This is a genomic window from Phenylobacterium sp. LjRoot219, from assembly GCF_964252995.1.
Lineage (GTDB): Bacteria > Pseudomonadota > Alphaproteobacteria > Caulobacterales > Caulobacteraceae > Phenylobacterium.
This window is the reverse complement of the sequence record NZ_CAXUQI020000002.1, coordinates 1-19,526: the sequence shown is the minus strand read 5'-3', so window position 1 is coordinate 19,526 and position 19,526 is coordinate 1. Positions and strand designations below refer to the sequence as shown.

Below are 19,526 nucleotides of genomic sequence, written 5' to 3'. Positions count from 1 at the left end.
GAGGTCAGCTTGGCCCCTATGCGTGATAGCCCTAGCCACCAGAGGCTCAGCGGTCGCCGCCGATCGGTGACGCACAATAAGGGAGTAGGGAGTGGATCTTCAGCTGGAAGGACGCCGCGCGCTCGTCACGGGCAGCAGCAGCGGCATCGGCACGGGCATCGCGCGGATGCTGGCGCAGGAAGGCTGTGCGGTCGTCGTACACGGCCGTAATCGCGAGCGGACCGAAGCCGTCGCCCGAGACATCAAGGCGGCCGGGATCGCGCTGGGCGATCTCGGGACGGACGAGGGCGCCGCCGCGGCGTACGAGCAGGCGCGCGCAGCGCTGGGCGGCAACATCGAAATCCTGGTGAACAACGCCGGCGGAAGCGCGACCGACAGCACGACCCGCCCGCCGCTCGACGTGAAAATCTCGGAGTGGGTGACGAACTACCACGGCAACACGCTGGCCGCGGTGCGGCTGATCCAGATGGCCGTGCCGGACATGGTGGCCGCCAAGTGGGGCCGGGTCATCCAGATCTCCAGCGCCGTCGCGTTGCAGCCCAACTATCTTGGCCCCGACTACACCGGCGCAAAGGCGGCCCTGAACAACTTCACGGTCACCTTGGCCGGCTCGCTGCACAGCTCCGGGATCACCGTGAACACGGTCTCGCCGGGCGTGATCATGACCGACGGGCTGATGCGGTTCGCCCGCGAGCAATATGGCAACCCGGAGATGACGGTCGAGGAAATCACCAAGCAGATGGTGAGTGACAAGATCTTCGAACTGCCGCCGTCCGGCCGGCTGGGCATCGACGAAGACATCGGCCTCGCGGTCTGCATGCTTGCCAGCCCGCGGGCGGGCTTCGTCACGGGCTCGAACTACCGGGTCGACGGCGGACAGGTCCGCGCGGTCATCTGAATTTCCCCAATCAGCAAGGTCTCCGAGCCATCAGGACTCGGAGCCTTCGTCGAGGAGCGCATTGCGTGTCTCAGAAAAGCTATCGCGTCATTCAGTGGGCGACCGGAACGGTCGGCAAGGTCTCACTGCGTCACTTTATTGAAAACCCGGCCTTCGAGCTCGTCGGCGTGCTCGTCACGAACCCGGAGAAGGTCGGCAAGGACGCCGGCGAACTGGTCGACCTGCCGCCGACTGGCGTGCTCGCCACCAACGACGTCGAGGCGATCATCGCGCTCGACGCCGATTGCGTCCTGTTCGCGCCGATGCTGCAGGACATCGACATGGTCTGCCGGCTGCTGAGCTCCGGCAAGAACGTCGTCTCGACCATCGGCCCCTTCTTCACCACCGATTTCAGCAAGGCCGAGGTCGAGCAACTGGAGGCGGCCGCCCAGGAGGGCGGGGTCTCCTTCCACGGCTGCGGCATCCATCCGGGCTTCATCGGCGACATCATGCCGATGACGCTGACCCGGCTGATGGACCGGATCGACCGGATCCAGGTGTTCGAGATCGCCAACAAGCTCGTCAGCCCCTCGGTCTACATCGAGTTCATGGGGTTCGGGCTGACGCCGGAGGAGCTGAGCGCGCGTCCGAACTGCATGGAATACGCGATGCCGACGTTCGGCGAGTCGATGGCGATGGTGCTCGCCGGGCTCGGCAAGCAGGTGGAGAACCTCACCGAGAAGCATGAGATCGCGCTCGCCCGCAACGACATCGCCTATCCAGGCGGCGTGATCCGAGCCGGGACCGTCGCCGGCCAGCATTGGGAATGGACGATGTGGACCGAGGGCAAGCCGTTGCTGCTCTACCACCTCTACTATGTCATGGGCGAAGACATGGAGCCCAACTGGGGACTTGGCGCGACGAGCCGGCATCGGATCGTCTTCGAGGGCAACCCCGAATTCGAGATGACCCTGACGGCGAGCCCCGACGCCGAGGGCAAGCATCCCTTCCTGGGGATCATTTGGACCGCCCTGCTTGGCGCGACCGCGATTCCGCAAGTCTGTGACGCAAAGCCCGGCGTGCTCACCCACTTCGACCTTGGCGTCGTCCGGCCTCAAGGTCTTATTCGGTGAATTAGCTGGCGGGGCGGGCCGGGATCGTGAGCTTCCAGTTCGAGGAAGCGCTCCAAGGTCCGCCCCTGCGCAGCTTCGACATCGCGGCCCGGCAAGGGGTCAGTGCAGCGGACGTTTCCGCCGCAGCTGCTAGGATAGCTAGCCGCCGCGGACTGGCAGGCCCATAGAGTGGGTCCACGGCGACCCGCCGATAGAGCCCGCGCGATGCGAAAGCCCCCGACTTGATCGAACAATATGGATGGTCCGATCTGCTGGCGCGGGCCTTTAGGCCGCACGCGCGCGCAGGCCACGCCCCCGGGCGCATCGTCGTCCAGCAACGCGACGGCTATCTGGTCGCCACCGATAAGGGGGAGCTGCGGGCCAAGGTCTCCGGCCGCCTGCTGCACGAGGCCCGGGAGGCCGGCCACCCGGCCGTCGGCGACTGGGTGGCGCTTTCGCAGAACCTGACGGAACGCACCTCCACGATCCACGCGATCTTGCCGCGCCGCACGGCTTTCGTCCGCCGGGCCGCCGACAGCCTGCAGAAGCTGCAGGTCATCGCCGCCAATATCGACGTCGCCTTCGTTGTCACCTCGCTGAACGCCGACCTCAATCCTCGCCGGATCGAGCGTTATCTCGCCGCCGCATGGCAGAGCGGGGCCCGGCCCGTGGTGGTGCTGACGAAGTCCGACCTCTGCGGAGATCCGCAAGAGCAGGCCGCCCAGATCGCCGCCCTGGCGGCCGGCTGCCCGGTGCTGTCGATCTCGGCGCGGCAAGGCCTGGGCCTCGACGCCCTCCTCGCCGAGGTGAGGCCGGGAGAAACCTGCGTGCTGATCGGCTCATCCGGCGTCGGCAAATCCACCCTGGTCAACGCGCTCCTGGGCGAGGACCGAATGGCGGTCCAGGCGATCCGCGAGGACGACGACCAGGGCCGGCACACCACCAGCCATCGCCAGCTGGTCCTGCTGCCGGGCGGCGCGATGATCCTCGACACGCCTGGCATCCGCGAAGTCGGCCTGATCGACGCCGACCAAGGCGTGAGCGTCGTGTTCGACGACATCGAGCGTTTGGCCCAGGACTGCCGGTTCAACGACTGCGGTCACGAGCACGAACCAGGCTGCGCCGTGCGCGGCGCGCTGCAGAGCGGAGCGCTGGACCCGGGCCGCTGGGCGAACTTCCAGAAGCTTGGGCTTGAACTGGCGGCGGTCGAAGAGAAGGCGGACCGGGCGGCCAAGGACGCCGAGCGCCGGCGCCTCGCCGGGCTTCAGAAGGTCTACCGCGCCACCAAGAGAGACGCCCGGGGCGGCGACTGATCGCCGGGCCGCACGCCGTCGCTTCCCCGCTGCCGGGAAGGTTTTTTGCAGAATGTGGCCCGCTCCCGCCGGCAAACGGGTTAGGTGAGGGGATCCGGACACACGAGAGATGACCATGCCCGCGTACACCATCGTCACCACCAGTGCGACCCAAGGCAGCGACGCGGCGGAGGTGAGCACGCTTACGAACGAGTTCACCAACGAAAGCGAGAGCTTGGGGTACTCGCGTCGCATGGCCGAAGAGATGCTGGACCTCGCCCATCAACTCTCCCTGGACTTCGACTACAGCAATGTCGGCCTCTATGACGGCGACCTGGTCGACGAGGAACTCGATCCGGAGCATCCCGCCTTCATCGGCATGTGGGTGCTGGACGATGAAGGCGCCTCGTTCGTCCCCGCCGACGAATTCCGCGACGGCGCAACTGAGGACGGCGCAACTGAGTCTGACCTCCCCCAATAGTGGGCGCGATGCGTGACCAACGCGTCGGCGCTCGGCCATTTGGCTGCCGCCTGCAAGGCCCCGGACGAGTTCGGGTGGCTTGCGGGCGGCTGCCGGGATAACTCCCTCGCATGACACAGAACAAGCGCAGCCTTGAGGTCGCCATCGAAGTCGATGGCGAGCCCTATGTCTGGCGTATTCAACGGCAGCCGCAGTGGTCCAGCGACGTCGCGGGTTGGCGCGGCATGGCGATCGCCGTGCGTCACCAGGAAGGGCAGCGCGAAGCCGTGCTGGAGTTTCCGCCCGCGCCGGCGCCTAGACGGGGGACGCCGCTGATAAAGCCCCCGCAAGTCCCGCCTCAGGTCGTGGCGAAGGCTATCGCGGCCGCCATCGTGGCGGGATGGGATCCGCATTCCCGGGGCAAGACTGTCGCCATCCTCTTGGATGAGACTGGCGGCTGACGCCGCCAGACCGCACGACGGCCGCCGCCCAGGCCCGGGCTGGGTCGAAGCCTCGCGGCCGTGCTCCTGCCGGAGCTAGGGTCTGATCACCATCGCCGCCACGTACGCCAGCACCAAGGCTCCAAGGCCAAGCAGCAGCAGACGCGCGCGCAGCTTAGCGCCCGGAGTGGGCTCGGGAGAGCGGTTTTCGGGGGGCTTAGCGCTCATGGACGGCTCCAATTCGTCTGCTCGCTAAGCCGGATCGAGCGCGGGCGCTATTGGAAACCGGTCGCGTGGACGCCACGGTCCTGGTTCTCGATGCGCGCGATCCCGCCGCGCCCCAAGTCCAGACCTATCGGATATATCGGTTGGTCGTATCATAAAATGGGCCCTGATCCGAAAGCTCTCCGGCGGATATGAGAACGGCGCGATGTCGCCGGCTCTGACGCCGCCAGGAGGAACGGATGAACCCGAAACTGCAGACCAGATCCGCGCTTAGCCCAGCCGCGGGCCTGAAGGTGATCGACGCCGACACTCACCTGACCGAGCCCCACGATCTGTGGGTGAAGCGGGCGCCGGCCTCGATCCGCGACCGCGTGCCCCAGGTGAAGATGCTCGACGGACGGCGCTGCTGGGTGATCGATGGCGACAAGTCGATCGGCACCGGGGCCCACCCGAACAGCGCGATCCTGAAGGACGGCGGCAAGGTCCGCGACCTGGAATCCTTCCTGAAGCTGCAGTTCGAAGACGTGCACGCCGGCTCCTCGTCGGTGCGCGAGCGCCTGGCGGTGATGGACGAGGCCGGGATCTACGCCCAGATCGTCTACCCGAACATCCTCGGCTTCGGCGGCCAGGCGGCGGCCAAGGTCGACGCCGACCTGCGCCTCGCCTGCGTCAGGATCTACAACGACGCCATGGCCGAGCTGCAGGCCGACTCCGGCCAGCGGCTGTTCCCGATGGCGCTGCTGCCGTGGTGGGACGTGGCCGAGGCGGTGCGCGAGACCGAGCGCTGCGCGGCGATGGGCCTGCGCGGCATCAACATCAACTCCGACCCGCACGTCCATCAGGACGCCAACGGCGACCCGATCCCCGACCTCGGCCATCCGCATTGGGATCCGCTGTGGGAGGTCTGCGTCGACAAGCAGTTGCCGGTAAACTTCCACATCGGCGCCTCGGAGACGGCGATCGACTGGATGGGCCAGCAGGGCTGGCCGTCGCTGCCGCGCGATCTGCGCTCGGGGATCTCCGGCGCGATGATCTTCTTCAACAACGGCAAGGTGGTCTCGAACCTGATCTACAGCGGCATGCTCGACCGCTTCCCGGACATCAAATTCGTCTCGGTCGAGAGTGGCGTCGGCTGGGTGCCGTTCCTGATGGAGGCGCTCGACTACCAGCTCAAGGAGATTGCCGAGACCCGGCGCTTCCAGATGACGCCGTCGGAGTACTTCCGGCGAAACTTCTACGCCTGCTTCTGGTTCGAGGCCGAGGACATCTCGCACACCCTGCACCGCGTCGGGATCGACAACGTCCTGTTCGAGACGGACTTCCCGCACCCGACTTCGCTGCATCCGATCGACAATCTCGAGGCGCGGCTGGGCGCCCTGAGCACGGAGGACCGCGCCAAGGTACTGAGCCTGAACGCGGCCCGGCTCTACAACATCGCCGTCTAAGACGATCCCGGCGGGCCGAGCGCAGCGATTGGCGCTCGGCCCGCTTTCGCTATCATCGCCGAATGAAAGTATCGCTGCGCCAGCTGCAGGTATTCGACGCCGTGGCGACGCTCGGCAGCGTCACGCGCGCCGCCGCCAAGCTGAACATGAGCCAAAGCGCGGCGAGCAGCGCGCTGACCGATCTCCAGATCATCCTCGGGCGGCCGCTGTTCGCCCACGCCAAGGGACGGCCGCTGCAGATCACCGACGAGGGCAAGCGCCTGCGGCCGATGGTGCGCTCGATCCTCGGCGAGATGCAGGAGATCGAGACCGCGAAGTCGGAGGCGCCGCTGAGCGGCCGGCTGGTGGTCGGCGCGACGGCCATGATCGCCGAGACCGTGCTGCCGAGGCTGTGCGTCGAGTTCATGCGCCGGCATCCCGACGTGCGGATCATGGTCCAGGCCGAATCCGTGGGCGACCTGTTCGCGCGGCTCGAACGGTTCGAACTCGAGACCGCCCTGATCGAGATCTTTCCGGACGTCGAGGGGATCGAGCTGACCAAGTGGCGCACCGACGAACTCATCCTGGTCGTCGCGCCTGAACACCCGCTCGCCGGCCGCGACGGCCTGACCATCCAGGACCTGGCGGGCTTCGCCTGGTGCGCGCGTGAGCAGTATTCGTCGACCAGCGCGCGGCTGCGCTACATGCTGCACGAGGAGCTCGGCCAGCTGCCGATCGCCTTCGAGTCGACCAGCAACTGGGCCGTCCGCCACGCCGTGATCGCCGGCGGCGGCATCGGCTGCCTCTCCAGGGCGCTCGTGCAGTTCGACCTCGACAACGGCCGCCTCCGCCAGCTGCACGTCGCCGGCTTCAGCTACACCCGCGCGCTCAGCCTGGCCCGGCCGAAGAACATCACGCGCGGCCGGCTGGCGCGGGCGTTCGATGCCTTCCTGCTCGAGCATAACGAGGCCGCCGATGAGCGACCCATCGGCTGAGGCGGTGGGTGGTATCTTGCTTTTGACGGTATTCCGAATGCTCGGCCTTACCTAGCTTCTGGTTCCAGAACGAACGAAGCCGGATCGCACCGGCTCGTCCCGGAGGAACGGACATGACCTTCGTCTTCAGCGCAGACGGTCACTTCGTCGAGCCATCAGACCTGTTCAGCGAGGGGCTGCCGCCGTCGCTGCGGCGGTTCGGCCTGCGCTCGGAGATGCAGGACGAGTTCATCCTCTCGCTCGCCGGCGACAAGGTGCTCAGCAAGACCCCGGTTCATCGCGGCGCGCCGAGGATGGGGCCGGACGGCGAGCCGTTCGGGCGGCCGGACCGCCGTGGCAATCGCGAGGTGGAGTGGCGGCTGAAGGACATGGCGCTCGACGGGGTCGACGCCGAGATCGTCTTCCCCAGCCTCGGCCTGACCACCTACATGATCGAGAACGCCGAGGCCGAGCTCGCTTCGGCGCGGGTCTACAACGACTGGCTGCACGGCCTCTTGAAGGACCACACCCAGCACTTCGTGCGCTGCGGCATCCTGCCGGTGCGCGACTTCCGCAACACCGTTGAGGAGATGGAGCGGCTGGCGAAGCTCGGCTTCACCTCGGCGATGATCCCGAGCCTGATCGAGCCGCAGTCGAGTTTGCCGTCCTACACCAGCGACGCCTGGGATCCGGTGTTCGCGGCGGCCGAGCGGCTGGGCGTCGTCTTCGCCCTGCACACCGGCACCGGGCGCACCGACGTGCGCAGCTTCCGCGGCCCCGGCGGGGCGGTGATGAACTACATGATCCAGTCCTGCGACGGGATGGTCACGATCGGCGCGCTGGTGTCGGGCGGCCTGCTCGACCGTTTCCCTGGCGCCAAGGTCTGTGTGATCGAGGGCGGCGCAAGCTGGCTGGCGGCGCTCGCCGAGCGGATGGACGAGGTCTACGAGGCGCACGAGCCGTTCGTCCGCCCGAAGCTGTCGCTGACGCCGCGCGAGATCATCGCCCGCCAGGTGGCCTGCTCGTTCCAGACCGACCGCGCCTGCATCATGTCGCGCTCGGTCACCGGGGTGCAGGCGCTGATGTGGGGCGCCGACTATCCGCACCACGAAGGCACCTTCCCCAGGTCGCGCGAGGTGATTGTCCGTCTCTTCGACGGCATCGAGATCAGCGAGCAGGACAAGGCGGCGATCGTCGGCGGCAACGCCGCCCGGCTGTTCCGTCTGAACCGCCCCGAATTCGCGGCCGCCTGACGGCGGATCGAGCTGGGCGTTCGCGCCCGTCCTGCAAGGCAAGTTAAGGGGCGAAGCCATGGCGAGGAGATCGCCGGCCGCGATCGTTGGGGTAGGGGCCACGCCCTACTACTTCCGCGGCGAGTCATATCCGCAGACGATCTATGAGCTGATCGGCAAGGCCGTGTTCGCGGGCCTCGCCGAGGCCGGCCTCGAGATCGACGACGTCGACGGCCTGGCCTTCTTCGCCTTCGGCTTCGACACCGGCATGGTCGTCGAGCAGCTCGGCGCCCGGAACGTGACCTTCTCGCACTGCGTCTCGGGCTTCGGCGGCGGGATGGCCGGCGTGCTCGACCTCGCCGCCATGGCGATCGAGACGGGACGCGCCAAGACCGTGGTCTGCATCGGCGCCACCCAGCAGATCGGGCGCCGGGTGGGCCAGGCGCTCAGCAACTTCGCCGCGACGCCGGACAACATCTTCCACCGCATCGCCGGCCTCGGCGGCCCCGGCCAGGCGCTGGCGCTCTCGGCGCGACGCCACATGCACCGCTACGGCACCCGCCGCGAGGCGTTCGGCGAAGTCGTCCTGGCCTCGCGCGCCGCCGCGGCGAACCGCGAGACGGCGCTCCGCCGCAAGCCGCTCACCCTCGACGACTACCTGGCCGCGCCGATGCTGGCCGATCCGCTGTGCCGGCTCGACTTCTGCCTGGAGACCGACGGGGCGCTGGCCTTCGTGGTCACCAGCGCCGAACGCGCGGCCGACCTGGCGCAGAAGCCGGTCTACATCTCCGCCGTCGCCCAGGTCGCCGATCCCGACTGGGGGCGGGCCTTCTTCTGGCTGAACCAGACCGACGCGGCCTTCACCACGGCCGGCGCCTCAGCGGTGGCGCGCCGCCTCTACCAGCAGGCCGGCCTGCGGCCGCAGGACATCGACGTAGCCCTGCTCTACGACCACTTCTCGCCGTTGGTCGTCATGCAGCTGGAGGACTACGGCTTCTGCGCGCCGGGCGAGGGCGGTCCGTTCGTCGAGAGCGGCGCGATCCGCCTGGACGGCGCGATCCCGGTCAACCCGCACGGCGGCCACCTGTCCGAAGCCTACGTCGTCGGCATGACCCATATCCGCGAAGCGGTCGAGCAGCTGCGCGGCACGGCGGTCAACCAGGTCGGCAGCGCCGCGACGGCCCTGGTCGCCGGCGGTCCCGCTCCGGTCCCGATGACCGGCGCCATCCTGAGCAATCAGCCATGACCGCGCGGAGCATCACCCCCGACTTCTCGGCGCTGGAGATCCCGACCGACGTCTGGAGCGCGCCCTTCTGGGAGGCCGCCGCAGAAGGCCGGCTGGCCATGCCGCGCTGCTCAGCCTGCGGGACGTTCCGGTGGCCCGTTGGCCCGTTCTGTCCGAACTGCCACGCTCAACCCGTCGCGTGGCGGCCGCCAGGCGCCGCGCGGATCTATTCCTACACCGTCTTGCCGGCGCCCGGGCTGGAAGGCGATCCGTCGCGCGCCCGGATCCCCGTGCTGGCGGAGTTCGACGACGCACCCGGCGTGCGTCTCGTCACCGTGCTGATCGACACCCCCGTCACGGCCGTCTCGATCGGCGCGCGCCTGCAGGTCGATTGGCTGCCCGCCGCCAACGCCACGGTCCCGGTTTTCCGCCTGGCGAACCCCGAGGAGAATGCAGAATGACCGCGGCCACCTCCGAACGCGCGACGACGAGCGCGTGGATCCGGGCCGACGAGGCCGCCAGGCGCGAGCTCGCCGAGGCGCGCGCCCGCACCCTCTGGCAGACCCTCAGCGACGCGGCGGCGCTCGACCCCGAACGCCTGGCCCTCGTCGCGGCCGACGACGAGGGCGTCGTGCAGCGCCTGACCTACGCCCGGCTGCTCGAGCGCATCGCGGCCTTCTCCGCCGGCCTCGCGAGCATCGGCGTCCAGCGCGGCGACCGGGTCGCGCTGTGGATGACCAACCGGCTGGAATGGGTGATCTCGTGCTACGCCGCGGTCCGGCTCGGCGCGACCGTCGTGCCGGTCAACACCTTCCTGAAGCCGCGCGAGATCGGCTACTGCCTCACCCAGTCCGGCGCGCGGCACCTGATCATGCTCGATCGGTTCCGCAAGCTCGACATGCGCGAGATGCTCGCCGAGATCGCGCCGGCGTTCGCCCGCGCGCAGGCGCCGGGCGGGTTGTTCGCGCCCGAGGCGCCGGACCTGCGCAATGTGGTGATGTTCGCGCGCGAGGCCGGCCGCCATCCTGGCGCCTACGACTGGGACGCGCTCGAAGCGGTCGGCGCGGACGCGGACGGCGCCTGGGTCGCCGCGGCCGACCGCATGGCTGAGCGGGTCTCCGCTGAAGACATCATCATGATCAAGTACACCTCGGGCAGCACCGGCTTCCCGAAAGGGGTGATGCTGCGGCAGGGCGGCTTCATCGCCAGCGGCCTCCTGCACGGTCGTCGCACCGGCATGCGGCGCGACGACGTCTACTTCAGCATGATGCCGATGTTCCACGCCGGCGGCAGCGTCTACGGCCTGATGAGCATGCTGCCGATCGGCGGGACCCTGGTGTTCACCGAGGCCTTCAGCGTCGAGCTCGCCGTGCGGCTGATCGCCGATGAGCAGGCGAGCATCTTCATCAGCGTGCTGGGCAAGGAAGTGGCGATGGAGGCCTACGAGCGGGGCGTCCGCTTCCCGTCGGTGCGCTTGGGGCATGTGCATAACGAGGCTGCGCGGGAGGTTATGCCGAACGCGACCTTCGCCTTCTCGCCCTACGGCCTCACCGAGACCTACGGGCCGGCCGCGATCACCGGCCCGGACGACCCCGCGGAAAAGCAAGCGACCACGGGCGGCCGCCCGCTGCCCGGCAACGAGATCCGGGTGGTCGATCCCTCGACCGGGGTCGACGTCGGTCCCGGCGAGATCGGCGAGGCCTGGATCCGCGGCAACGTCATGGCCGGCTACTGGAACAAGCCCGAGGAGACCGCGCGCATGCTCGACGCGGCCGGCTGGATCCACAGCGAGGATCTGGTCAGCGTCGATGCCGAGGGCTTCGTCAAATACTGCGGGCGCATCAAGCTGATGGCCAAGGTCGGCGGCGAGAACGTCTCCCTGGAGGAGGTCGAGGGCGTCGTGACCATGCACGAGGCCGTGACCCATTGCGCGGCGGTCTGCGTCGCCGACGCCCGCAAGGTCGAGGCCGTGCGGATCTACGTCGTCTGTCGCGCCGACCTGCAGGTCGGCGGGGACGCGCTGCGCGAGTGGCTGAAGCCGCGTCTCGCCCACTTCAAGTTGCCGCGCGAGATCGTCTTCGTGGACGACCTGCCGCGCCTTGGCAGCGGCAAGCTCGACCGGGTCGCGCTGGCCGGGTGGGCCAGCCAGAGCGTGGATGGATGGGGCGGGCTGACCGCTGACGCCGGGGCAGGTCGGCCGCCTAAGCTATTGAAATAAATAATTACCGAGTAATCTGGTAGGGGAGAAAACAGTGTCCACATTCCGCAAGCTCGCCCTGGCGAGCGTCAGCGTCCTGTCGCTCGCCGCGCCGGCCGTCGCCCAGGAAGCGCCGAGCGCCGCCGAGCAGCAATTGCTCGCGCCGGGCGTGATCGATGAGGTCGTCGTCACGGCGCGACGGCGGGATGAAAGCCAGCAGGACGTGCCGCTGGCCGTCCAGGCGGTGACGGCGCAGGAACTGGCGAAGCTCAATGTCCGGGAATTCAGGGACGTGCAGACGCTCGTTCCGGGCCTGACCCTGGCGCAGGACACCAACGGCATCGGCAACCGCGCGACGCTGCGCGGCATCGCCTACGACGTGAACGCCAGCGGCAATAACGGCACCATCGAGTTCTATTTCAACGAGGCGCCGATCTCGGCGGGGCTGCTGTTCCAGTCGATGTTCGACGTCGGCCAGATCGAGGTGCTGCGCGGCCCTGGCGGTGGGCGTTCCGGCGAAGGTCAACGGAGCGGAAGCGGAGATCGGCTACAAGCCGCTGCCCAACTGGGACATCACGGCGACCCTGGCCTACTCAAAGGGCAAGATCAGCAACGCCACCATCCCCTGCAACAACTATGGCGGCGGCGTCCCGACGCCCGCGCAGCTTCTGGCCGCGACCGGCGGCGAGCAGATCGCAACCTGCCAGGTCGACTCGCTGAGAGCGGGAACCGGCTCGCCCTTCGTCGCCACGCTGCAGTCGGAATACACCCAGCCCGTCTCCGGCGAGCTCGACGGCTATGTCCGCGGACTGGTGAACTACTACAGCAAGTCGCTGAACGACCCGACCAACATCTTCGACGACATACCGAGCTACGCGCTCGTCAATCTGTTCGCGGGCGTCCGCGATCAGGGCGGCGGCTGGGAGATCGGCGCCTACGTCAAGAACCTGTTCGACGTCGAGCGGGTGCTGACGCGTAACGCCACCCAGGCGCCGAGCCTGGCCTCGGTCGCCGGCGGGGTTCCGCCGGTCAGCACCTACCGGGTCATCAGCATGACCGCGCCACGGGAGATTGGCGTGACCGCGCGTTTTCAGTTCAATCCCCTCTGAGACCTAAGGGCGGAGCGTCCAATTCCCTGCCAGCACCCCGAGGGGCGCTCCGCTTTTTTTTGACGGTCGAGAGATCAGAGGATCAGACAGAGGTGACGACATGAGCCCGGGCGAGCCGCTCAGCGACCGCGAGGTCTTCGATGTCTATCCGGACACCCAGATCGATCGCGACAACATCGACCATTACCGCGGCCTGGCCGAGCGCCGACTGCTGATCAATCGCTGCCGGGACTGCGGCCGCTGGGTCTATCCGCACCGGCCGATGTGCCCGGAGTGCTGGTCCTGGGACGTGGAGGCGACCGAGGTCAGCGGCGAGGGACGGGTGTTCAGCTTCACCCTGCTGCAGCAGCTGCGCGACCCGAAGGCCTTCATCGCCGAGCCGCTCGTCGCCGCGGCGGTGGAGCTGAACGAGCAGGCCGGGCTTCGCTACCTCGCCCGGATCGTCAACTGCCCGCAGGCGCAGATCGCCCTCGACATGCCCGTGCGGCTGACCTGGATCACGGAGAAGGGCCGCGCCTGGCCGGCCTTCGAACCCGCCGCGCCGCAAGGAGGCGAGGCCCATGGCTAGGAACCCTCTCAAGGACAAGCTTGCGGTCGTCGGCGTCGGCTCGACGCCCTACGGGCGCGATCTCCAGCGCTCGGAGCTGTCGCTGGGCCTGGAGGCCGCCGTGCGCGCGATCACCGACGCCGGGATCGACAAGCAGCAGATCGACGGCATCTGCGGCTCGGGCATGACGCCGCTGGCCATGGGCGGCGCCGGCTTCCTCAGCCTGCAGGGCGCGCTCGGGATCGACGAGGTCACCTGGGTGAAGAACGGCTGGCTGGGCTCGGCCTTCGTCTATGCCGCGGAGGCGGTCTTCTCCGGCCTCTGCGACACGGTGCTGGTCGTCCAGACCTACATGCGCAACCCGGGCATGTCGCGCTCGGCGGCGGCGGACCCGTTCCGCGCCCGCGCGGCGCAGTTCGGCGACGTCGGCGGCGATGTCGGCATCGAGGACTTCGCCCGCCGCTGGCTGCACTCGGGCGAGCCCTACGCCGGCTGGATGCGCCGCTACATGGCCGACTTCGGCGTCGGCCCGGACGCCTTCGCCCGGATGGCGGTGAACAACCGCTCGCACGCCGCCCGCAACCCGGCCGCGGTCATGCGCGAGCCGATCAGCCTGGAGGACTATCACCAGAGCCGGCTGATCTGGGATCCGATGCGGATGCTGGACATGGACGTGCCCGTCGACTGCGGCGAGGCGCTGGTGATCACCACCGCCGAGCGGGCCCGCGACCTGCCGGTGAAGCCGGTCTACATCCACGCCATGTCGCTCGGCGGGACGCGGGTCGGCGAGTTCTACGAGAACACCCTGGGGTGGACCGAGAACGCCTTCTGGGTGGCGATGAAGGGCTTGTGGGCGCGCAGCGACCTGAAGGTCGACGACCTCGATCTCTTCTATCCCTACGACGGCTACACCATCGACGCCGTGGCGCAGACCGAGGCGGCGGGATTCTGCAAGCCCGGCGAGGCCGGCGACCTCTTCCGCGTGAGCTGGGACCCGTCGGCCGACATCCTGCGGCTCAACGGCCGCACACTGGTGACGACCCATGGCGGCGGCCTGGGCCAGGGGCGTGCGGGCGGCGCCAACTTCTACGCCGAAGCCGTGCGCCAGCTGCGAGGGCAGGAAGGCGAACGGCAGATCCCTGGCGCGGCGACGGCGCTCGTCGGGATCGGCAGCTTCTTCCACGATCCCTCAGCGGTGCTGCTCCGCACCGAGGGCTGAGCGGGCAGTGACCTGTTCAAGACCGACCAGGATGGCCGAAGGCGGACGCGCCGACCCGCGCCGCCCTCTTAGCCCGGCTTGCGGAACTTATAGACGAATTGGTCCGTCTTCCCGCGGATCGCCGGATCGAAGACCCGGGCCGTATGGTCGTCGGCCGGATTGCGCAACACCGCGCTCTCGCCTTCGAACCGGAAGCCAGCGGCCTCGACCTCCTGTCGAACGATCGCCGGATCTATGCGGTGCAGGCTGTCGGCGACGGTGAGCGGCGCCCCCGGCGCGGCGGCGTGGTCGACGACGATGAATAATCCGCCGGGTTTCAAGGCCTGGAATATGGCGCGGTTCACCGCCGCGACGTCCGTCTTGGACCGCGCCAGGTGTAGGTCGTGATAGTTCTGAGACGTCCAGACCAGGTCGGCCTGTCTGGGCAGAGTGAGGGCGGCGAAGTCCGCCGCGACCACCTCCACGTTGGGGTAGGCCGGATCGGCGGCGATCGACGTCACCGGGGCCGCCCGCGCGCTGTCGCTAGCCTGGCTTTGAGAAATGATCGCGTAGACCTGCCCCTTCGGCCCGACCGCCGCCGAGAAGATGCGGGTGAAGTAGCCGCGGCCCGGCAGCAGTTCGCCGACGACCTGACGGGGCGCCACCTCGGCGAAGGCCAGCATCTCCGCCGGCTTGCGGTCGACGTCGCGCGCCCTGTCCTCGGCGGGTCGGCTCGGCGCGGCTATGGCCGCAGCGATCGCCGGATCGGCCGGCGCTGCAGGCGCAGCCCCGGCGCCTGTGCTCGCCGCCGTCAGCAACATCGCCGTAAGGCAAAGAAGCTTCCGCGCCATGGCTCACCCTCCTGTTTGGGCGAACGCTACGGCCAGGCTCCGCTCGACGCAACGGCGGAGCCCTGAAGCCGCGCGCGATTTCAGCGGTCCTCCTGGCCGCCTGGGATCACCGCGCCGACGACGGCGCCGGCTCCCTTGGCGGCGGCGCCTACCGCGCTTCCCGCGACGCCAACGACCGCGCCTGTGGCCGCAACCGCGAGGCAGCCCGTGAGCGCGCAGCCGGCGACGCATAACAGGGCGGCCGCGAGGGCGGATTTCAACGTCATGATTGCGGGCTCCTGGACGCTACAAATGAGCCTGTGTTGCGCGGCGGAAGAAAGCCCGCTCGGCCGCGGCCTATCGCAGCGGCTCAGACGCCCCAGTTCGGGGTATCGCGCCGGCTGCGGATGACTAGGATCATCCGGGCCGCGGCGCGCGCGGCGGCGCCTTTCCGGTGGAAGATCGTCCATGAATCCGGCCCTGCTCAGCGCCCTGGCCGCCCTCGCCGGAGCCCTGATCGGCGGGTTGGCGTCGTTGGGGAGTTCCTGGCTGACGCAGTCGATCCAGCAGCAGGCGCGGAACCGCGAGCACGACCGGGCGCGCCGCGAGGCGCTGTTCACCGATTTCATCAACGAGGCCTCGCGGCTCTATGGCGACGCGCTCAGCCACGAGAAGGATGATGTCCGCGACATCATCCAGCTCTATGCGATCGTCGGGCGCATCCGCCTGATTTCCTGCGAGCGGGTCGTGACCTCGGCGGAGAAGACGATGGACTCGATCGTCGACACCTACCTGGCCCCCAACAAGGCCCTGCACGAGCTGCGGGCCATGATGGTCGAGGGCGAGATGGACTTCCTTGCCGAGTTCAGCGAGGCCGCCCGTTACGAGCTGGACGCCTTCCCGCGGATGCCGCCGCCGACGGGCTAGGCGACGGAACGCGGGCGGGCGCTGTTCATACAGTCGCCGTGTCCATCGGTTGCAGCTCGGACAGCATGGTCGGGACGAGCTCCGAGACCGTCGGATGAATGTGCATGGCGCGACGGATCACCGTCCAGGGCGCCTTGGCGTACATCACGTCGAGGATCGAGTGGATCACCTCGTCGCCGCCCGTGCCGAGGATCGCGGCGCCGAGGATGGCGCCGGTTTCTGCGTCGACGGCGATCTTCATGAAGCCTTGCGTCTCGCCCTTTTCGACCGCGCGCCCGACGCGCGTCATCGGTCGCTTGCCGACAAGCGTCTTGCGCCCGCTCTGGCGGATCTCTTCCTCCGTCATTCCGGCCCGACCGAGCGGCGGATCGACGTACAGGGCATACGCCGTGATCCGATCGCTCACACGGCGCGGATCGTTCTCCAGGAGGTTCGCGATGACGATCTCGCCGTCGTTGTGCGCCGTGTGCGTGAAGGCGCCCATGCCGTTGCAGTCGCCGAGCGCCCAGATGCCCGGGACGCTCGTGCGGAGCTGGTCGTCGACCACGATGTAGCCGCGCGCGTCGACGGCGACGCCGGCTTTGTCGAGCCCGAGATCGTCAGTGTTGGGACGCCGGCCGACGGCCAGCAGCACGTGCGAGCCGTGCACGCGCGGCGCACCGGAGACGCAGTCGACGTCGGCTATGATCTCGTCGCCGCGCTTGGCGAAGCCGATGCACCTTGCGTTCAGGCGCACCGCGACGCCCTCGCTCTCGACGATCTCCCGGATCGCGGTCGACACGTCTTCGTCCTCGCGGGCGATCAGCCGCGGCCCCATTTCGAGGATGGTGACCTCGGCGCCGAAGCGCCGAAACATCTGCGCGAATTCGAGACCGATGTAACTGCCGCCGACGACGATCAGGTGCTTCGGCAGGAAATCCACCGCCATCATCGAGCTGTTGGTGAGGACGTCGATCTCGCGAACGCCCGGCATGTCCGGCACGACCGCCCGCCCGCCGACGTTCAGGAAGATCTTGTCGGCCTGCAGGCGTTCTTCGCCGACGCGCAGTTCGTGTGCGGATTCAAATCGGGCGTGGCCCCGGTAGACGGTGCAGTTCTCCATGTTCTGCAGCCAGTCTTCGAGCCCGGTGCGCGACTGCCCGGAGACCGCGTCCTTCCGCGCCTTCACACGCTTCATGTCGACCAGGAACGAGCCGACGTCGACGCCGTACTCGGCGGCGCGGGCGGCCATGCGCGCCGCGTAGGCGCTGGCCACCATCGTCTTCGTCGGAATGCAGCCGGTGTTGACGCAGGTCCCGCCGATCAGGTTCCGCTCGACGACCGCGACCTTCATGCCGGCGCCCGCGAGACGGGAGGTCACGTAGGGACCGGCCTGACCGGCGCCGACGACGATCGCGTCGTAGCGGGTCACTTCGGCAGGTCCGCACCCGACTGCTCGGCCGCCATGTAGGCGGCGTACCAGTCGGGCCAGTCCTCATCCCTGTGACCGAGGCTCGCCTCGTAGGCGCCGTGCGCCTGCTCCGCGCGGCGAAAGGCGCTCGCCAGATCGTTCGCTGACGCGAAGGTCGTCGCGGTGGATTCTATGCGACCCGCCAGGCGCGTCGTGACCTCCTGGAACAGCCAGCCGTTGCCGTCCGGATCGCGGAACGAGGCGAAGGAGCGGTAGCTGCCGTGCTCGGGATCCGGGCCGCTGACGCGAACGCGCCCGAACAGATAGGGCTCGTCGGGACCGGCGTACACGCCGGCGCTGTGGAACACCTCACTGACCGCGATCCCACGGTCGAGCAGTTCTTGGCGGGCGGCCGCGATGTCGGAGACGATGAGGTACAGGCCCTGGGCGGAGCCGGGCGCCGCCGCGGTGACGTCCTTGCCGAAGATGACCGAACACCCGGAGCCAGGCGGCGTGAACTGGAGCACGCGGAAGGCTTTCCCGTCGTCGAAGTCGGCGTCGAGCCGCCACCCGAGGCGCGCGTAGAACGCCTTCGCGCGGTCGACATCCGACACGGGGATGACGACGATCTCGAACTTCATGTCGTTGTTGGCCTTCGTCGCGCTCACCCCGGCCTCCTGGGTTGTGGGCGAGGTTGGTCGGCCTCGACCAGATGCGTCGAACGCGTCCTACAACTGCCGAACGCCCCGATGCGTCAAGCGAACGTTGCTCGGTGAACTCGGCATCATCGCGGCTGCGCCTTTCGTTGGACGGCTAGCGATACGGCGGGGAACCGGAGCCGGGCGTGACAATTCACTCCGGCACGGAGGACGACATGGCAGATAACAAGCAGCACATCGGCGAGCCTGACCGTGGCCGCGTCTCGGGCTCCGAGGACTACGAGGTGCGCTACTTCGCTGAGGCGATCGGACTGGACGTCGAGAAGGTCCGCGAGCTGATCCGAAGGCATGGCGACGATCGGGAGATGCTCGAACGCGAAGCCCGGAAGCTGAAAGGCCATTGACCGACGACCGCGCCTGCCCAGAGAGCCTTCGGACAACGCGGGCGGGGGACCGCACGGCGGGCGGGCGCGGGGCGCGCAGAGCCCTACCGCCGAGCCGGCACTCAGACGTCTAGCTGCGATCTTCGCTTCGAGCGCGCCGAGAACCGGAGCTTCCGACCTTCGCTTCGGGGTGGAAGGCGCGCCGACGTCCGCTCCAAGCCTTAGCCGGCGCCCGCACGCGCCTCGTCCGCCGCCGCGAAGTCCGCCAGTTGGTCGGCGTGGGCCTTCTTGAACGCTGGCCGCCCGGTGAGCCGCGCCAAGTACGCCCGGCATGCCGGATAGGCCGCAAGCCCCTCGAACCGGTCCACCGGCCGCAGCACGTCAGCCATCAGCAGGTCGGCCACGGAGAAGCGGCCGCCGGCCAGCCACTCGCGGCTGGCCAGCACCGCTTCTATCCGCTCGAGCCGCACCTTCAGGAAGCCATCCACGAACCCGGCCTCGGGCGCATTGCCGGGAAAGCCCATGAAGCGGAACATCGACCAGGGCAGGCTCGCCATTTCGACCGAGTTGAGCGCTGCGAACACCCACTCCATCGCCTCCGCCCGCCCGCGCGGATCGGTGGGCATCAGCGCCGCGCTCTTATCGCCGAGGTACAACAAAATCGCCCCGCTCTCGAAGACGGTGATGTCCCCGTCCGTGAGCCACGGCACCTGTCCGAACGGCTGCTGAGCGAAATGCACGGCCTCGCGCTCTTCGAAAGGGGTCGTCGCCACGCGATAAGCAAGCCCCGCCTCCTCCAGCGCCCAGCGTACGCGGAGGTCGCGCACAAAGCCCCTCGGCGGCGCAGGAACCCAGTCGAAAGTCGTCAGCACCAGATCGCCCATCGGCATCTCCTCTCAGGCTCTTCGCGCGCCCCGTGGACCTAAGGACGCGGCAGCCTGTCCGCCGCCGACATCGGATTCTGAACCGCGGCCCAGCGGCCTACCTTAGCCGCCGCGGCGGCCGCAGCGTGCTGCTTGTCGCCC

21 protein-coding genes and 1 pseudogene are annotated in these 19,526 nt (G+C 68.6%); 17 read left to right on the top strand and 5 right to left on the bottom strand.

All coding sequences use genetic code 11. The features are described 5' to 3' along the window. Nucleotides 1-91 precede the first annotated feature (91 nt). The 15 genes and pseudogenes from ACSQ14_RS18180 to ACSQ14_RS18110 all read left to right on the top strand — a co-directional run bounded on the left by ACSQ14_RS18180 (nt 92) and on the right by ACSQ14_RS18110 (nt 14,333). The gene (locus ACSQ14_RS18180) at nt 92-898 is read left to right on the top strand and encodes an SDR family NAD(P)-dependent oxidoreductase (protein WP_436015532.1); all 807 of its coding nucleotides are present in this window, start codon (nt 92-94) and stop codon (nt 896-898) included. Between the two features lie 65 nt (nt 899-963). Continuing rightward, the gene (locus tag ACSQ14_RS18175) at nt 964-2,010 is read left to right on the top strand and encodes an NAD(P)H-dependent amine dehydrogenase family protein (protein WP_436015531.1); all 1,047 of its coding nucleotides are present in this window, start codon (nt 964-966) and stop codon (nt 2,008-2,010) included. Between the two features lie 221 nt (nt 2,011-2,231). Next, the gene (gene rsgA / locus ACSQ14_RS18170; protein WP_436015530.1) at nt 2,232-3,302 is read left to right on the top strand and encodes a ribosome small subunit-dependent GTPase A; all 1,071 of its coding nucleotides are present in this window, start codon (nt 2,232-2,234) and stop codon (nt 3,300-3,302) included. A 115-nt stretch (nt 3,303-3,417) separates the two neighbouring features. After that, nucleotides 3,418-3,762, top strand: a complete 345-nt coding sequence (locus ACSQ14_RS18165; RefSeq protein ID WP_436015529.1) for a hypothetical protein — start codon at nt 3,418-3,420, stop codon at nt 3,760-3,762. Nucleotides 3,763-3,872: 110 nt separating this feature from the next. After that, on the top strand, nt 3,873-4,202 hold the full coding sequence (locus ACSQ14_RS18160) for a hypothetical protein (protein WP_436015528.1): 330 nt from the start codon (nt 3,873-3,875) through the stop codon (nt 4,200-4,202). Nucleotides 4,203-4,645: 443 nt separating this feature from the next. Next, nucleotides 4,646-5,851, top strand: a complete 1,206-nt coding sequence (locus tag ACSQ14_RS18155) for an amidohydrolase family protein (RefSeq protein WP_436015527.1) — start codon at nt 4,646-4,648, stop codon at nt 5,849-5,851. Nucleotides 5,852-5,913: 62 nt separating this feature from the next. Next, complete coding sequence (locus ACSQ14_RS18150; protein WP_436015525.1) at nt 5,914-6,825, top strand: LysR family transcriptional regulator; 912 nt, start codon at nt 5,914-5,916, stop codon at nt 6,823-6,825. Between the two features lie 113 nt (nt 6,826-6,938). Beyond that, nucleotides 6,939-8,057: an amidohydrolase family protein gene (locus tag ACSQ14_RS18145; protein ID WP_436015523.1), complete on the top strand. Its 1,119-nt coding sequence runs from the start codon at nt 6,939-6,941 to the stop codon at nt 8,055-8,057. Nucleotides 8,058-8,115: 58 nt separating this feature from the next. Then, complete coding sequence (locus ACSQ14_RS18140; RefSeq protein ID WP_436015521.1) at nt 8,116-9,282, top strand: thiolase C-terminal domain-containing protein; 1,167 nt, start codon at nt 8,116-8,118, stop codon at nt 9,280-9,282. After that, nucleotides 9,279-9,722: a Zn-ribbon domain-containing OB-fold protein gene (locus ACSQ14_RS18135; RefSeq protein WP_436015519.1), complete on the top strand. Its 444-nt coding sequence runs from the start codon at nt 9,279-9,281 to the stop codon at nt 9,720-9,722. Before ACSQ14_RS18140 ends, ACSQ14_RS18135 begins: the two co-directional genes overlap by 4 nt. Next, nucleotides 9,719-11,479: a class I adenylate-forming enzyme family protein gene (locus tag ACSQ14_RS18130; RefSeq protein ID WP_436015517.1), complete on the top strand. Its 1,761-nt coding sequence runs from the start codon at nt 9,719-9,721 to the stop codon at nt 11,477-11,479. The genes ACSQ14_RS18135 and ACSQ14_RS18130 overlap by 4 nt, the downstream gene beginning before the upstream one ends. A gap of 34 nt (nt 11,480-11,513) precedes the next feature. Then, a pseudogene (locus tag ACSQ14_RS18125) lies at nt 11,514-11,933 on the top strand (TonB-dependent receptor plug domain-containing protein); the annotation flags it as partial. 28 nt (nt 11,934-11,961) lie between these two features. Next, complete coding sequence (locus ACSQ14_RS18120) at nt 11,962-12,567, top strand: TonB-dependent receptor domain-containing protein (protein WP_436015515.1); 606 nt, start codon at nt 11,962-11,964, stop codon at nt 12,565-12,567. A gap of 100 nt (nt 12,568-12,667) precedes the next feature. Then, nucleotides 12,668-13,135, top strand: coding sequence for a Zn-ribbon domain-containing OB-fold protein (locus ACSQ14_RS18115; protein ID WP_436015513.1), 468 nt, complete (start codon nt 12,668-12,670; stop codon nt 13,133-13,135). Further along, the gene (locus tag ACSQ14_RS18110; RefSeq protein WP_436015511.1) at nt 13,128-14,333 is read left to right on the top strand and encodes a thiolase family protein; all 1,206 of its coding nucleotides are present in this window, start codon (nt 13,128-13,130) and stop codon (nt 14,331-14,333) included. Before ACSQ14_RS18115 ends, ACSQ14_RS18110 begins: the two co-directional genes overlap by 8 nt. Nucleotides 14,334-14,401: 68 nt before the next feature. Here ACSQ14_RS18110 and ACSQ14_RS18105 read toward each other — a convergent pair whose 3' ends face one another. Together ACSQ14_RS18105 and ACSQ14_RS18100 are read right to left on the bottom strand one after the other, a co-directional pair. Further along, a complete protein-coding gene (locus tag ACSQ14_RS18105) occupies nt 14,402-15,163 on the bottom strand; it encodes a class I SAM-dependent methyltransferase (protein WP_436015509.1) in 762 nt (253 codons plus the stop codon). 80 nt (nt 15,164-15,243) lie between these two features. Further along, on the bottom strand, nt 15,244-15,429 hold the full coding sequence (locus ACSQ14_RS18100) for a hypothetical protein (protein ID WP_436015507.1): 186 nt from the start codon (nt 15,427-15,429) through the stop codon (nt 15,244-15,246). A 181-nt stretch (nt 15,430-15,610) separates the two neighbouring features. On the opposite strand from ACSQ14_RS18100, the gene ACSQ14_RS18095 reads away from it, so the two are divergent. Next, on the top strand, nt 15,611-16,069 hold the full coding sequence (locus tag ACSQ14_RS18095) for a hypothetical protein (RefSeq protein WP_436015505.1): 459 nt from the start codon (nt 15,611-15,613) through the stop codon (nt 16,067-16,069). A 25-nt stretch (nt 16,070-16,094) separates the two neighbouring features. Here ACSQ14_RS18095 and ACSQ14_RS18090 read toward each other — a convergent pair whose 3' ends face one another. Beyond that, the gene (locus tag ACSQ14_RS18090) at nt 16,095-17,480 is read right to left on the bottom strand and encodes an FAD-containing oxidoreductase (RefSeq protein ID WP_436015503.1); all 1,386 of its coding nucleotides are present in this window, start codon (nt 17,478-17,480) and stop codon (nt 16,095-16,097) included. After that, the gene (locus tag ACSQ14_RS18085) at nt 17,477-18,100 is read right to left on the bottom strand and encodes a VOC family protein (protein ID WP_436015501.1); all 624 of its coding nucleotides are present in this window, start codon (nt 18,098-18,100) and stop codon (nt 17,477-17,479) included. Before ACSQ14_RS18085 ends, ACSQ14_RS18090 begins: the two co-directional genes overlap by 4 nt. A 233-nt stretch (nt 18,101-18,333) precedes the next feature. On the opposite strand from ACSQ14_RS18085, the gene ACSQ14_RS18080 reads away from it, so the two are divergent. After that, nucleotides 18,334-18,522 carry a DUF3606 domain-containing protein gene (locus ACSQ14_RS18080; RefSeq protein WP_436015499.1) on the top strand — a complete coding sequence of 63 codons (189 nt, stop codon included), beginning with the start codon at nt 18,334-18,336 and terminating at the stop codon, nt 18,520-18,522. A 200-nt stretch (nt 18,523-18,722) separates the two neighbouring features. Here the strand turns inward: ACSQ14_RS18080 and ACSQ14_RS18075 are convergent, their stop codons facing one another. Next, the gene (locus tag ACSQ14_RS18075) at nt 18,723-19,385 is read right to left on the bottom strand and encodes a glutathione S-transferase family protein (RefSeq protein ID WP_436015497.1); all 663 of its coding nucleotides are present in this window, start codon (nt 19,383-19,385) and stop codon (nt 18,723-18,725) included. Between the last annotated feature and the right edge of the window lie 141 nt (nt 19,386-19,526).

What these genes read in the sequence shown, in the direction of transcription:
- ACSQ14_RS18075 (WP_436015497.1), bottom strand. Translation starts at nt 19,385, where the DNA reads ATGGGCGATCTGGTGCTGACGACTTTCGACTGGGTTCCTGCGCCGCCG.
- ACSQ14_RS18095 (WP_436015505.1), top strand. Translation starts at nt 15,611, where the DNA reads ATGAATCCGGCCCTGCTCAGCGCCCTGGCCGCCCTCGCCGGAGCCCTG.
- ACSQ14_RS18110 (WP_436015511.1), top strand. Translation starts at nt 13,128, where the DNA reads ATGGCTAGGAACCCTCTCAAGGACAAGCTTGCGGTCGTCGGCGTCGGC.
- ACSQ14_RS18155 (WP_436015527.1), top strand. Translation starts at nt 4,646, where the DNA reads ATGAACCCGAAACTGCAGACCAGATCCGCGCTTAGCCCAGCCGCGGGC.
- ACSQ14_RS18100 (WP_436015507.1), bottom strand. Translation starts at nt 15,429, where the DNA reads ATGACGTTGAAATCCGCCCTCGCGGCCGCCCTGTTATGCGTCGCCGGC.
- ACSQ14_RS18135 (WP_436015519.1), top strand. Translation starts at nt 9,279, where the DNA reads ATGACCGCGCGGAGCATCACCCCCGACTTCTCGGCGCTGGAGATCCCG.
- ACSQ14_RS18150 (WP_436015525.1), top strand. Translation starts at nt 5,914, where the DNA reads ATGAAAGTATCGCTGCGCCAGCTGCAGGTATTCGACGCCGTGGCGACG.
- ACSQ14_RS18130 (WP_436015517.1), top strand. Translation starts at nt 9,719, where the DNA reads ATGACCGCGGCCACCTCCGAACGCGCGACGACGAGCGCGTGGATCCGG.
- ACSQ14_RS18140 (WP_436015521.1), top strand. Translation starts at nt 8,116, where the DNA reads ATGGCGAGGAGATCGCCGGCCGCGATCGTTGGGGTAGGGGCCACGCCC.
- ACSQ14_RS18080 (WP_436015499.1), top strand. Translation starts at nt 18,334, where the DNA reads ATGGCAGATAACAAGCAGCACATCGGCGAGCCTGACCGTGGCCGCGTC.
- ACSQ14_RS18165 (WP_436015529.1), top strand. Translation starts at nt 3,418, where the DNA reads ATGCCCGCGTACACCATCGTCACCACCAGTGCGACCCAAGGCAGCGAC.
- ACSQ14_RS18105 (WP_436015509.1), bottom strand. Translation starts at nt 15,163, where the DNA reads ATGGCGCGGAAGCTTCTTTGCCTTACGGCGATGTTGCTGACGGCGGCG.
- ACSQ14_RS18160 (WP_436015528.1), top strand. Translation starts at nt 3,873, where the DNA reads ATGACACAGAACAAGCGCAGCCTTGAGGTCGCCATCGAAGTCGATGGC.
- ACSQ14_RS18145 (WP_436015523.1), top strand. Translation starts at nt 6,939, where the DNA reads ATGACCTTCGTCTTCAGCGCAGACGGTCACTTCGTCGAGCCATCAGAC.
- ACSQ14_RS18115 (WP_436015513.1), top strand. Translation starts at nt 12,668, where the DNA reads ATGAGCCCGGGCGAGCCGCTCAGCGACCGCGAGGTCTTCGATGTCTAT.
- ACSQ14_RS18085 (WP_436015501.1), bottom strand. Translation starts at nt 18,100, where the DNA reads ATGAAGTTCGAGATCGTCGTCATCCCCGTGTCGGATGTCGACCGCGCG.